15 protein-coding genes are annotated in these 12,896 nt (G+C 61.4%); 14 read left to right on the top strand and 1 reads right to left on the bottom strand.

The window, feature by feature from the left end; all coding sequences use genetic code 11:
* Positions 1-14: 14 nt before the first annotated feature.
* From accD to GPK94_RS13650, 10 genes are all read left to right on the top strand, one after another.
* Complete coding sequence (gene accD / locus GPK94_RS13695) at positions 15-896, top strand: acetyl-CoA carboxylase, carboxyltransferase subunit beta (protein WP_235964118.1); 882 nt, start codon at positions 15-17, stop codon at positions 894-896.
* Positions 889-1,830: an acetyl-CoA carboxylase carboxyltransferase subunit alpha gene (locus GPK94_RS13690; RefSeq protein ID WP_215656090.1), complete on the top strand. Its 942-nt coding sequence runs from the start codon at positions 889-891 to the stop codon at positions 1,828-1,830. Before accD ends, GPK94_RS13690 begins: the two co-directional genes overlap by 8 nt.
* On the top strand, positions 1,827-2,765 hold the full coding sequence (locus GPK94_RS13685) for a beta-ketoacyl-ACP synthase III (RefSeq protein ID WP_215656089.1): 939 nt from the start codon (positions 1,827-1,829) through the stop codon (positions 2,763-2,765). The genes GPK94_RS13690 and GPK94_RS13685 overlap by 4 nt, the downstream gene beginning before the upstream one ends.
* 34 nt (positions 2,766-2,799) lie before the next feature.
* Positions 2,800-3,732: a nitronate monooxygenase gene (locus GPK94_RS13680; RefSeq protein WP_101692312.1), complete on the top strand. Its 933-nt coding sequence runs from the start codon at positions 2,800-2,802 to the stop codon at positions 3,730-3,732.
* A 43-nt stretch (positions 3,733-3,775) separates the two neighbouring features.
* A complete protein-coding gene (fabD, locus tag GPK94_RS13675) occupies positions 3,776-4,705 on the top strand; it encodes an ACP S-malonyltransferase (RefSeq protein WP_215656088.1) in 930 nt (309 codons plus the stop codon).
* Positions 4,706-4,707: 2 nt separating this feature from the next.
* Entirely contained in the window at positions 4,708-5,451 is a 744-nt protein-coding gene (gene fabG / locus GPK94_RS13670) for a 3-oxoacyl-[acyl-carrier-protein] reductase (RefSeq protein WP_215656087.1), read from the top strand.
* Between the two features lie 23 nt (positions 5,452-5,474).
* On the top strand, positions 5,475-6,716 hold the full coding sequence (fabF, locus tag GPK94_RS13665; protein ID WP_215656086.1) for a beta-ketoacyl-ACP synthase II: 1,242 nt from the start codon (positions 5,475-5,477) through the stop codon (positions 6,714-6,716).
* A 3-nt stretch (positions 6,717-6,719) separates the two neighbouring features.
* The gene (gene fabZ, locus GPK94_RS13660; protein WP_101692308.1) at positions 6,720-7,145 is read left to right on the top strand and encodes a 3-hydroxyacyl-ACP dehydratase FabZ; all 426 of its coding nucleotides are present in this window, start codon (positions 6,720-6,722) and stop codon (positions 7,143-7,145) included.
* A 73-nt stretch (positions 7,146-7,218) separates the two neighbouring features.
* A complete protein-coding gene (locus tag GPK94_RS13655; protein WP_186963096.1) occupies positions 7,219-7,677 on the top strand; it encodes a MarR family transcriptional regulator in 459 nt (152 codons plus the stop codon).
* A gap of 119 nt (positions 7,678-7,796) precedes the next feature.
* Positions 7,797-8,882, top strand: a complete 1,086-nt coding sequence (locus GPK94_RS13650; RefSeq protein WP_252192658.1) for a hypothetical protein — start codon at positions 7,797-7,799, stop codon at positions 8,880-8,882.
* Positions 8,883-8,928: 46 nt separating this feature from the next.
* On the opposite strand, the gene GPK94_RS13645 is transcribed toward GPK94_RS13650, so the two are convergent.
* Positions 8,929-10,029, bottom strand: coding sequence for a metallophosphoesterase (locus tag GPK94_RS13645; RefSeq protein ID WP_215656085.1), 1,101 nt, complete (start codon positions 10,027-10,029; stop codon positions 8,929-8,931).
* A gap of 207 nt (positions 10,030-10,236) precedes the next feature.
* Here GPK94_RS13645 and GPK94_RS13640 point away from each other — a divergent pair, with 207 nt between their 5' ends.
* From GPK94_RS13640 to GPK94_RS13625, 4 genes are all read left to right on the top strand, one after another.
* The gene (locus GPK94_RS13640; RefSeq protein WP_193535931.1) at positions 10,237-10,782 is read left to right on the top strand and encodes an RNA polymerase sigma factor; all 546 of its coding nucleotides are present in this window, start codon (positions 10,237-10,239) and stop codon (positions 10,780-10,782) included.
* Positions 10,766-11,476, top strand: coding sequence for a DUF4367 domain-containing protein (locus GPK94_RS13635; protein WP_215656084.1), 711 nt, complete (start codon positions 10,766-10,768; stop codon positions 11,474-11,476). The genes GPK94_RS13640 and GPK94_RS13635 overlap by 17 nt, the downstream gene beginning before the upstream one ends.
* 308 nt (positions 11,477-11,784) lie before the next feature.
* Complete coding sequence (locus tag GPK94_RS13630; RefSeq protein WP_215656083.1) at positions 11,785-12,183, top strand: hypothetical protein; 399 nt, start codon at positions 11,785-11,787, stop codon at positions 12,181-12,183.
* Positions 12,184-12,207: 24 nt separating this feature from the next.
* Positions 12,208-12,831: a hypothetical protein gene (locus GPK94_RS13625; protein WP_215656082.1), complete on the top strand. Its 624-nt coding sequence runs from the start codon at positions 12,208-12,210 to the stop codon at positions 12,829-12,831.
* Positions 12,832-12,896 lie beyond the last annotated feature (65 nt).

The raw sequence follows: 12,896 nt of genomic DNA, 5'->3' as shown, positions 1-12,896 counted from the left end.
GAGGCGAGCAAGCCTTGAATCACCTCTTTCGTGCCCGCCGGGAGCGGCTCATGCAGCTCCAGCAGCAGCGGGGACTGCGGGAAAAGGCCGCAGTCAAGCGCCCGGAGGCCGCGGTCTTTGAGAAATGTCCCGCCTGCGGGGCGGCCATCTCCAAGCGGGACCTGGTCCGGGCCCTGTATGTGTGCCCCCAGTGCGGCCATCACCACAAAATCGGTGCCTATCTGCGCCTGTCCATGCTCCTGGACCCCCACACCTTCCAGGAGCTGGACGAGCGCTTTTCCATGCCCAATGTGCTGAACTTCCCCGGCTATGATGAGAAGCTGGCCCAGCTCCGGCGTACCACCGGCCTCACGGAGGGAGTGGTCACGGCCAAGGGCAAGGTCAACGGCCGCCCCATCATCGCCGCCGTGCTGGACAGCCAGTTCCTCATGGGAAGCATGGGGGTGGCCGTGGGCGAGAAGATCACCCGGGCAGTGGAACTGGCCCGGAAGCAGCGCCTTCCGCTGGTCATCTTCTCGGCCAGCGGCGGCGCCCGGATGCAGGAGGGCATTCTCTCCCTCATGCAGATGGCCAAGACCAGCGCTGCGCTGGAGAAGTTCTCCCAGTCCGGCGGACTCTACATCTCGGTCTTTACCCACCCCACCACCGGCGGGGTGACAGCCTCCTTTGCCTCGCTGGGAGACTATACCCTGGCCGAGCCGGGGGCCCTCATCGGCTTTGCGGGGCCCCGGGTCATTGAGCAGACCATCGGCCAGAAGCTCCCCGAGGGCTTCCAGCGGGCCGAATATCTGGAGGAGCACGGCTTTGTGGACCAGATCGTCCCCCGGGCCCAGATGCGGGAGACCATCTCCCTCCTCCTCACACTCCACGAGAAGGGAGGCAAGCTCCGTGATTAAAGAAGTGGAAGCCAAGATGGCGGTCATGGACCAGGAGCTCGCCGCCCTGGGAGATGCGGCGGACGCCGCCTCCCAGATCCGCCGTTCCCAGCTTCTCCGGGACAAGGAGGAGCTTCTCCAGGCCTGCCGGGACTGTACCCCTGAGGACCGGGTCTACCTGGCCCGCCACACCGGGCGTCCGGGGACCGCGGATTTCATCCAGGCCCTCTTTACCGACTTTTTTGAGTGCAAGGGGGACCGGCTGTGCCGGGAGGACCCCAGCATTCTGGGCGGCGTGGCCCTCTACCACGGCCTTCCGGTCACCGTCCTGGGCCACCGGAAGGGAAAAAATCTGGAGGAAAACATGGCCTGCAACTTCGGCATGCCCTCCCCGGAGGGCTACCGCAAGGCCCAGCGGCTCATGAAGCAGGCGGAAAAGTTCGGCCGTCCCATCATCACCTTTGTGGACACCCCCGGCGCCTACCCCGGACTGGAAGCCGAGGCCCACGGTCAGGGAGAGGCCATCGCCTCCAGCCTGGCCCTGATGTCCGCTCTGGAGGTGCCGGTGATCACTGTGGTCATCGGCGAGGGCGGGAGCGGCGGCGCCCTGGCGCTGGCCGTGGCCAACCGGGTGCTCATGCTGGAGAACGCGGTCTACTCCGTGCTCTCCCCTGAGGGCTTTGCCTCCATCCTCTGGAAGGACTCCAGCCGTGCAGGCGAGGCCGCCGGGATCATGAAGCTCACCGCCGCCGACCTCCATGGGCTGGGCGTGGCCGACGAGGTCATCCCCGAGCCCCTGGGCGGCGCCCATCTGGAGCCGGAGAGCGTCTACCGCGCGGTGGACCGGGCCATCCACACCCATCTGGTCCAGCTGCTCAAGCTGCGCTCTCCCGCTGCCCACCGCTATCAGAAATTCCGTGAAATGGGCCTCAACGCCCGAAAGGAGGCCCTATGAGAGGACTGCGTTTTGTATCCATCGCCCGGTATGTGCCGGAGAAGGTCGTGACCAACGACGATCTCAGCCGCATCGTGGATACCAACGACGAGTGGATCCGCACCCGCACCGGCATTGGCGAGCGGCATTTTTCCGAGGGGGAGACCGCAGTAGACCTCTGCGTCGGAGCGGCCCGTCTGGCCCTGGAGCGCGCCGGCATTGCGCCGGAGGAGCTGGCCGGGTGCATCGTGGCCACCTGCACCCCCGACCACGCCTCTCCCTCCAACGCCTGCCTGGTGCAGGCCGCGCTGGGACTGCCCGAGAACATCCCCTGTTATGACATCAGCGCCGGGTGTACCGGCTTCCTCTACGGTCTGGAGACCGTCCGGGGCATGCTGGCCCTGGAGGAGAAGAAAAAGTACGCCCTTCTCATTGGCTGTGACCAGCTCAGCCGGGTCATCGACATGACCGACCGGAGCACCTGCGTCCTCTTCGGAGACGGCGCGGGCGCGGCAGTGCTGGCGCTGGAGGACCGGCTTTGGCATGCCGACCTGGGCAGCCGGGGCAACGCCGAGGTGCTCTGGCTCAACGGTCCCGGCCCCGAGACCACCTATATCCACATGGACGGCCCAGGCGTCTACCGCTTCGCGGTGGATGCCCTGCCCTCCTGTGCCCGTACACTGCTGGACAAGAGCGGCCTGACCCTGGACGACATCGACTGGATTGTCCCCCACCAGGCCAACCGCCGCATCATTGAGACGGCGGCCAAGCGTCTCCACGCCCCGCTGGAGAAGTTTTATCAGAATATGGAGCGCTACGGCAATACCTCCGCCGCCTCCGTTCCCATCGCGCTGGACGAGATGGTGGAACAGGGACTGCTCAAGCGGGGACAGAAGGTGCTGGCCGTGGCCTTTGGCGCGGGCCTCACCTGGGGCGGCGCCCTGTTCGAGTGGTAAGGGCTGTCTCCCCCACTCCGAAAGGAAGGTTTACATGAAACTCAACGAGATCCTGGGGACCGAGTTCCCCTTTATCCAGGGCGGCATGGCCAACATCGCCACCGGCGGATTTGCCGCTGCCGTTTCCAACGCGGGCGCCCTGGGCCTCATCGGCGCGGGCGGCATGAGCCCGGAGTCCTTCCGGGAGAACATCCATCTGTGCCGCACCCTGACCGATAAGCCCTTCGGCGTGAACATCATGCTCATGCATCCCCAGGCCGACGAACTGGCCCGGATCGCCGCCGAGGAGAAGGTGGCGGTCATCACTACCGGCGCGGGCAGCCCCGGTCCCTATGTCTCCATGTGGAAGGAGTCGGGGGCCAAGGTCTTCCCCGTGGTCTCCGCGGTCTCTCTGGCCAAGATGATGGCCAAGGCCGGGGTGGACGGCGTCATTGCCGAGGGCACCGAGAGCGGCGGCCATGTGGGTGAGACCACCACCATGGCCCTGGTCCCCCAGGTGTGCGATGCGGTGGACATCCCCGTGATCGCCGCCGGCGGCATTGCCGACGGCCGTCAGCTGCTGGCCGCCTATGCCCTGGGCGCCTGCGGCGCACAGCTGGGCACCTGTCTGCTGGTGAGCGAGGAGTGCCCCATCCACGAGAACTACAAGCAGGCGGTCATTGCCGCCAAGGACCGCTCCACCGTGGTCACCGGCCGCTCGGTGGGCGCCCCGGTCCGGGTCATCAAGAACCAGATGACCAAGGACTACCTGGCCCGGGAGAAGGCCGGCGCCGACAAGATGGAGCTGGAGCACTTTACCCTGGGAAGCCTGCGACGGGCCGTCTTTGACGGCGATACCCGCACCGGCAGCCTCATGGCCGGACAGGTGGCCGGTATGGTCCACAGCATCCGTCCCCTGCGCGCCATCTTTGAGGAGCTCCAGGCCCAGTCTGAGGCCTGCCTGCGGGCGCTGAACCAGTCCAGATAACCGGGACGGTATCCGTCCCAGATCAATGAACGAGGAGCGCACTATGAAACTCGCCTTTTTATACGCCGGCCAGGGCGCCCAGCATGTAGGCATGGGCCGGGATTTCTACGAGCAGTTCCCCCTGTTCCGGGACGTGTTTGACGCCGCACCCGTGGACTTTGACCTGAAAAAGCTCTGCTTTGAGGGCCCGGAGGAGCAGCTCTCCGATACCCGATACACCCAGCCCTGCATGGTGGCCTTTGCCGCCGGCGTGACAGGGCTGCTCTACCAGGCGGGCATCCACCCCGCCATGGCCGCCGGACTGAGCCTGGGGGAGTACTCTGCCCTCACTGCCGCCGGCGTGTTCGACCCCAAGACCGCCATTGAGCTGGTGGCCTTCCGGGGCAAGGCCATGGCCGAGGCCGTCACCGGCCGCACCTGCGGCATGGCCGCGGTGCTTCATCTGGAGCGGGAAAAGCTCCAGGCCGCCTGTGACGCCGCCTCCGCGCTGGGGGTGGCCGAGATTGCCAACTACAACTGCCCCGGGCAGCTGGTCATTGCCGGGGACGCCGCGGCAGTGGAGAAAGCCGGGGAGCTGGCCAAGGAGGCGGGCGCCCGCCGGGTGGTCCCCCTGAAGGTGAGCGGTCCCTTCCACACCTCCCTCATGGCCCCCGCCGGGGATGCCCTGCGGGAGAAATTCCAGACCGTATCCTTCCACGCCATGTCCTTCCCCGTCCTCTTCAACTGCAAGGGAGATGTGCTGGGCGAGGGGGACACCATCCCGGGTCTGCTGGAGCGCCAGGTCCAGAGCAGCGTTTACCTGGAGGACACCATCCGCCGCATGGCCGAGCACGGGGTGGACACCTTCGTGGAGATCGGTCCGGGCAAGACTCTCTCGGGCTTTGTCCGCAAGACGGTCAAGGATGTGACCACCTATTCCATTGACACCGTGGAGGACCTGAACGGGGTCCTTGCCGCGCTGAAAGGAGCATAACGATGAATCTCACCGGAAAGAACGCCCTGGTCACCGGCGGCAGCCGTGGCATCGGCCGGGCCGTGTGCCTGGAGCTGGCCCGTCAGGGGGCCAATGTGGCGGTCAACTATGCCGGAAACGCCCAGGCCGCCGAGGAAGTGGCCGCCGCATGCCGCGCGCTGGGGGTGGAGTCCTTTGCCGTCCAGGCCGACGTGGCCGATGCCGCGGCGGTGGACGCCATGGTGAAGCAGGTCATCGAGACCTTTGGTTCCCTCCACATCCTGGTCAACAACGCGGGCATCACGAAAGACAAGCTGGCCCTCCAGATGAAGGAGGAGGAGTTTGACGCCGTGGTAGACACCAACCTGAAGGGCGCCTTCCTCTGCATGAAGGCGGCCTACCGGCCCATGATGAAGCAGCGCTACGGGCGCATCATCAACCTCTCCAGCGTGGTGGGCCTGCGGGGCAATCCCGGCCAGGCCAACTATGCCGCCAGCAAGGCCGGACTCATTGGCATGAGCAAGTCCATCGCCAAGGAGCTGGCCAGCCGAAACGTCACCGTAAATCTGGTGGCTCCCGGCTTTATCGACACTGATATGACTGCCGTGCTGCCCGAGGCCGCGCGGGAGGCTCTCCTGAAATCCATCCCCATGGGCCGCTTGGGACAGTGCGAGGACGTGGCTCGGGCCGTGGCTTTCTTTGCCGCCGAGGAGGCGGGATATATCACCGGCCAGGTCCTCTGTGTAGACGGCGGCATGGCGGTATAAGCTCTCCGAAAGGAAGGAACAGTATGGAAAAACGACGCGTTGTCATCACCGGCATGGGCGCCATCACACCCATCGGCAAGACAGCCGAGGAGTCCTGGACCGCCGCCAAGGCCGGTGTGTGCGGAATCGATACCATCCAGCAGTACGACACCTCCAAAATGAAGGTCAAGGTGGCCGGAGAGGTCAAGGATTTTCAGGCGGAGGACTATCTGGAGCGCCGGGAGGCCCGGCGTATGGACCGGTTTACCCAGTTTGCCATGGTGGCCGCCGCCCAGGCAATGGAGCAGAGCGGCCTTGACCTGGAGCAGGAGGACGCCGCCCGCTGCGGCGTGGCAGTCTCCAGCGGTATCGGCGGCATGACCACCATCCAGAACGAGTGCCTCAAGGGGGCGGAGAAGGGCTTTGACCGGGTCTCCCCCTTCTTTATCCCTATGATCATCCCCAACATCGCCGCGGGACAGATCGCCATCAAGTACGGCCTTCAGGGCATGTGCACCTGCCCTGTGGCCGCCTGCGCCGGCGGCAGCAACGCGGTGGGCGACGCCTTCCGCCATATCCGGGACGGCTATGCCGAGGTCATGGTCTGCGGCGGCGCCGAGTCCACCATCGCGGAGATCGGCATGGGCGGCTTTACCAGTCTCCACGCCGTCACCACCGTGTCCGATCCCGCCCGTGCCTCCATCCCCTTTGACGCCGAGCGCTCCGGCTTCGTCATGGGCGAGGGCGCCGGCATCCTGGTGCTGGAGGAGTACGAGCATGCCAAGGCCCGCGGTGCCAAGATCCTGGGCGAGATCGTGGGCTACGGCGTCAACTGTGACGCCCACCACATCACCGCTCCCTGCCCCGATGGCGCGGGTGCGGCCGCCTGCATGAAGCTGGCCCTTCAGGACGCGGGCATCGCCCCGGAGGAAGTGGACTACATCAACGCCCACGGCACCTCCACCCCCCTCAACGACTCCGGAGAGACCCAGGCCGTCAAGTCCGCCTTCGGTGAGCACGCCTACCAGCTGATGATGAGCTCCACCAAGTCCATGACCGGCCATCTGCTGGGCGCCAGCGGCGCGGTGGCCGCCATCTTCTCGGTGCTGGCCCTGCGGGATCAGTTTGCGCCCCCCACCATCCACTATCAGGTCCCCGATCCCGCCTGTGATCTGGACATTGTGCCCAATGAGGGCCGCAGCGCCACCATCCGGCACGCCATGGTCAACGCCTTTGGCTTCGGTGGACACAACGCCAGCCTCATCTTCAAGCGTCTGGAGGAGTAAGACATGGAACTGGACATCAAGGAGATCATGGAGATTCTGCCCCACCGTCCCCCCTTCCTGCTGGTGGACCGGATCGTGGAGTGCGAGCCCGGCAAGTCGGCCAAGGGCATCAAGTGCGTGAGCATGAACGAGCCCTTCTTCCCCGGCCACTTCCCCGGTCAGCCCATCATGCCCGGGGTGCTCATCCTGGAGGCCCTGGCCCAGACCGGCGCGGTGGCCGCGCTGAGCCTGCCCGAGAACCGGGGCAAGCTGGCCGTGTTCGGCGGGGTCAAGAACTGCCGCTTTAAAAAGCCGGTCACGCCCGGAGATGTGCTGGAGCTCTCCTGTGAGCTGGTGGAGCAGCGGGGCCCCATCGGCTACGGAAAGGCCGTGGCCCGGGTGGGCGGAAAGATCGCCGCCCAGGCTGAGCTGACCTTTGTGATCCAGTGACATCCGGTTGCCTCCGCGGCGGAAGTTTGGTAGAATAGAGACAATTATGGGAACGAGTGCGGAGGAAGGGTTTATGCTGGATCAGACATTCAACAGCGTGTATACCAAATTCAAGCTCCATTTTTATAAGGCGGTGTTTTCCCGCTTTCAGGACCGGGAGGCCAGTCTCACCACAGTGGAGACCTTCTGCATGGAGATCATCATGGCGCTGGGCCGGCCGACCATCAATGAGTTTGCCCGGTTTGTCAACATCTCGCCGCCCAATGCGGCCTATAAGGTCAACAGCCTGATTCAGAAGGGGTATGTCCGCAAGGAGCAGTCGCCGGAGGACAAGCGAGAGTATCACCTCACCGTGACCCAGAAGTACATCGACTACTACAACATCAGCTATGGCTATCTGACCACGGTGATGGAGCGCATCAAGCACCGCTTCCCCGCCGAGGATGCCAAGCGGCTGGAGGAAATGCTCCGCATTATCTCCTCCGAGCTGATGCCTGAGATCTCTCTCCCTGCCGAGTCCCCTGCCCCCTGACCGAATCCTTGCGCCCGGCCGCCGGAATCCCCGGCGGCCGGGCGTTTTTCACGCACCGCCCTCTCCCTCCCGGCATATGGTGAGTTGGAATGAATTTACCGAAACGGAGGGTCTTTTCTATGGGTGCAACGCCACGGATCCAATTTTATCTGGGAGCCAATTCCCCACAGGGGTTTTATTCCATCTATGACCAGCTGCTCGCCCCCGGGCCAGTAGAGGACTATTTTCTCCTCAAGGGCGGGCCGGGCTGTGGAAAATCCACCCTGATGCGGCGGGTGGGAAAGGCCATGGAGGAGCACGGCCTGGGCGTGGAGTATATCCAGTGCTCCGGCGATCCCGATTCTCTGGACGCCGTACATATCCCGGCACTCCACGCCGCGGTGGTGGACGCCACCGCGCCCCATGTCATCGAGCCCACCTGTCCCGGCGCGGTGGAGCGGTACGTGAACCTGGGTGAGTGCTATGATACTCCCGCCCTCAAAGCCATCCGGGAGGAGCTGACCGGGTGCATGGAGGGCTATCCGGAGTGCTACCGCCGGGCCTACCGCTGTCTGGCCGCCGCGGCCCAGATCGAGGCCGACCGCCGCGCCCTGCTCCTCACTTCAGCGGTAGAGGCCCGGATGGTCAAGCGGGCCAGGGGCATCCTCTCCCGGGAGTGCAAGCGGACCGGTAAGGAGCCCGGCCAGGCCAAATATCGCTTCCTGGACGCCATCTCTTGCAAGGGCGTGCAGTGCAACTTTGAAACAGCCGAGGGGCTGTGCCGCCGAATCTATGAGCTGTGCGACAGCTGGGGGCTTGCCCATCCCCTTTTGGCCTACCTGGCGGCGGGAGCCCGGGCAGCGGGGTACGACGTGATCCTCTGCCCCGATCCTATGGACCCGGAGCGGCTGCGCCATGTGCTTATCCCCGCGCTGTCGCTGGGGTTTGTGTCCAGCACCCCCACCCTGCCCTACCCGGGCAAGCGGCCCTACCGCCGCCTGCGCATCGACGCCATGGCGGACCAGGAGCAGCTGCGGCGGAACAAGGGCCGCCTGCGCTTCTCCCGCAAGATGTCGGCCGCCCTGGTGGACGAGGCGGTGGAGGCCATGGCCCAGGCCAAAGCCATGCACGACGCGCTGGAGGCCCTCTATAACCCCCATGTGGACTTTGACCGGGTCCACGCCCAGGCGGACGCCATCGCCGCGGAACTGCTGGAGCGGGCCTAAACGAAAAAAGACCGTACGGAGATGCTGCTCCGTACGGTCTTTTGTGTCAGGACTGGATGCGGCCGGCATACCAGCCGGTGACGCCGTCTTTCTTGGCTAGATAGCCCCGGGAGGTGGTGCGCACGATGGAGAGCACATCCCCCGGTTCCACCGGGAGGTGGTAGTCGGTGGAATCCTCACACCGGGTCACGCCCCCCTTTTCATAGAGATACTCGGTGAGGATGTCCAGTACCCGGCCGCTGGCCAGATGGCGGCAGCGGGAGAACTCCTCCCCCCGCTCCAGCACCTCCACCGGGTTTTCGTGCCAGCGGATGTTGATGGAGCCGGTGGAGGCCTCCTGACGGTCCAGAGCCACGGCGGTGGGAAAACCGTCATAGCTCTGCCAGGAGAAGTCCTCCGACTCCCCATCCGGGATGATGAGGGCGTTGAGCTGTCCGTCCCATTTGAGCTGACAGCCGCCGTCGATGCTGATGATGTGCCGCTCCGGCAGGATGATGGGGGCCGCCGAGGGGATACTGGGGTCATAGAGGGTGACCGGCCAGTGGCCCACCACCACCCAGCGGTGGAAGGACAGACCCAGGCTCAGGAAATTGTCATTTTTCATGCACCGCCAGGCGGTAAGCTGCTCCAGGCGGTCCTCCCGGTACACCCCGCCGTGGACAAAGAGGAAACGGTCACTCAGCAGGATGGTGGGCAGGGAGCGAAGAAAGGCCAGTTCCGGGGCGAAGCGCTCCTGGATGACGGCGCGCAGGCGGGGAAAGTCCGCCGGGCTCTCCAGCGGCACCCCCACCTCCCGGGCCATCTGGGTGAGGACACACTTCTCTCCCCAGCCAAAGACATAGCTGTTGTAAAACTCCGGCGGGATGTCGGGGGTCTGGTCCACAAAGTGGAAGGTCAGATTGTCGCAGTTGCCGCAGAGCATATGGACCTCATAGTGCTCACGCAGGGACATGACATAGCGCAGGGTGGCCAGACTGTCCACGCCCTTCTCCAGCACGTCCCCCAGGAGGATGAGGATGTCGTCCGCACAGAAGCCCACCTGCCGGAGCAGGGCCTTGAAAAAGGTGAGGTTGCCGTGTATATCGCTGATGACCAGTACCCGGCGCCCCGCCGGGAGCTGGATATGTTCTACCTTAGCCAGTTCCATGGTGTTTCCTCGTCTGATCGTTGAAATGAAAGCGTTTTATCTATTCTAGCACAGTTTTTTCCCGGTGCAAAGCGGGGGGCCTGGGTGGAAAAATGAAAAAAATAGAAAATGCTGTCTCAAAAAGGCAGGCTCATCCGTTATAATAGCAGGGAAAATATCTGCGTTCTACACTGAGAAGTTTAAAACGCGGAGTGAGGAGAGGATAACATGCTGTCCCTTTGTCTGTCGCTGCTGGAGAGCGACGGGGACCGGGCGCTTTTCCGGGAGTTCCACGGCCGGTATGAGCGCAGACTTTACGCCGTGGCCCTGGGTCTGCTGAGGGACCCACGGCGGGCGGAGGACGCCGTGCAGGAGGCTATGGTCCATATCGCCGGACACTTCGACCAGTTCAAAAAAATTTTTGAGGAAGATTGTCTCAAAATCGGTCCCTGGGCCGTTATCATAGTGAAACACGCCGCGCTGGATCTGCTGCGGCAGGAGGAACGGCTTGCTGCCCTGCCGGAACACTGGGAGGCCCAGGCCGCCGAGACCGCGGAGAGCGAGGACGGTTACCGCCGTCTGGTGGAGCTCATCCGCTCCATGCCGGACCGGGACCGGGAGGTGCTGGAGCTGCGCTTCGTGCGGGAGTGGGAGATCCGTGACATTGCCCGCCGCCTGTCCATCAGCGAGACCACCGCCCGCAAGCGGGTGGACCGGGCCCGCGCCCGGTTGGTGGCGGTACTGCGGAGGGAGGGATATGAGCATGGGAAGTGAGTGGGATGAGCGGCTGCGGGCTGCCCTTCTGGAGGCGGCCCGGCTGGACGGGGAGGCGGATTTTGCCGCCCTGTCTGGGGAGCCGGATTTTTCCCAGGACTACCTGCGGGAGCGCGAACGACTCCTGCGCGATCCGTTCCGCTATGCTAAGCGTCGATCCAAGTCCCGGCGTAAGGCCGTGCTGTGGTATGCGGCCTGTGCACTGGTGACTCTATGTCTGTCTGCCGCGCTGGTCCTGGCCACGAATCCGGCGGCCCGGGCCTGGGTGGTGCGGATGTGGAGCACCTGGCGCCCGGAATATACGGAGTATCAATTTCAGGGGGACGGAACAGAACCTGCTCCGCTGGGCGTCTGGCGGCCTACCTATGTGCCGGAGGGGTATGAGGAATGGGGGAAAGATGAAACAGGTTCTCTGCGTTCTATTGATTATGTTAATGATAAAGACTATTTTCTCTCTTTAACCTATATGCCGTTATCTAATGAAGGAAATATCCTGTTGGATAATGAACACAATGTATTCCATCGAGTTACCATTCATGGATTGCCCGCCGATCTATATACAGGAATTGAAGAAGATGACCCAAGCACAGTTATTTGGGCCGATGAGGAGGCGGGGATGGTTTTTTCCCTCAGAGGGGTTTTAAGTGAAGAGGAGCTGCTCTATATGGCGGAGAGCATTGCGCCTACGTCCTGAGCTTTGTTCCGGTCTCCCGATACGGGGGCCGGAACCTTTTTTAAAAATTTTTTGTAAAAACGAAAAAAGGGTGTCTCAAATCATGGGGCTGGTACGTTAATAGAGCAGAGAAGTGTACAAGGGGCTGGAGGCCAGATCAAAAGCTGGTATTCATGATGAGAAATGGATGCCTCTATAAAAGTGCGTATTTTTTAATAAAAATATAAAATTTTAAATAAAATAAAAGAAAAAAGTTGACAAATAGCAAAAAGAAGTTATAATGAATGATAGGAAGAATATCCTAAATTTTCAAGAAAAAGGCGATTCCAATGAAGATGATAAAACGCGTGTGCTCTCTGGCCCTGGCGCTGATGATGTTGTGTTCAGCGGGGGCGCTGGCGGCGGAAGAACGGTGGGACAGCCGGGCAAAGGTATATCCTGATTTGTTCCGTAGCGGGAGTACACTGACCTGCGAGCTTGATGTCAATGCTATGGACACATCGGATAAAATTTCCGCCAATATTTCTTTGGCCAAGCAGCGTCCCAACGGCAGCTGGGAGGTATTGGACTACTGGACCGGAGAAGAGGGCACCGGAGCGCTGAACTTCCGGGAGACCTATACAAGCTCCGAAGTGACCAGCGGCACCTACCGGCTGAGCTACACCGTCACCGTCACCAGTTCCAAGGGGAGCGACGTGATTGAAGGGGAGAAGGAAGTGAATCTTTAAAATATTTTGTGCAGGAGGAATATAATGAAAAAGAAAATTGCGGTTCCAATTTCTTTTATACTAGTTATATCATTACTGATTACTTCTGCAACGGCAATTAAGTTTGACTGGAAGAATGCATTCTTAATAGCAAAATGGCTTATTTATACTGCAGGAGACACATTGTATGAATGTGATCCGGAAACCCAGGAAGGAAGCACATGGTGTGCAAGTAGTTCTGGTACAATAAAATTTGGGAATAAAGAGGACGAAGCTAGACGTGTGAGGCGTGAAATTAACGTTGATGAAGATTACAACTTTTTGCATCTATTTGCAGAAACCAGCATTACCTCTATGTTAACTGCTAAAATTAATATTTTCTTAGAAAATAGCAATGGTGATGAAGTATATGGTGGAGTGGTTGGACATGAGCAATTTGTTGTAACAGATTATTTAGACTGGGATGATTATGAGGCGTACTTTGTAAGTAGCGATAAAAAATGGAATTGTTGGGTTTATCGGTATGATAATACTAATCAAGAAACCCAAAATATACAAATAAATCCTGAAGAAAATTATCCATTTATATTTGATATGCAAAATAGACGCGTTTATAGAATTCCTTCTCAAACATTTCAAAATATAGAAAAAAATAAAGTAAGTGCTTAATAATCACCCGTCCCTAAAACAACGGCGGGCCCGGGTTTAGGCCGGGCGTAAAATTTTGTGTAAGC

This window comes from Pseudoflavonifractor sp. MCC625 (genome assembly GCF_018784545.1).
GTDB classification, from domain to species: Bacteria; Bacillota; Clostridia; order Oscillospirales; family Oscillospiraceae; genus Pseudoflavonifractor_A; species Pseudoflavonifractor_A gallinarum.
Note: the sequence above shows the minus strand (reverse complement) of the source record. Positions and strands in the feature narration are given on the sequence as shown.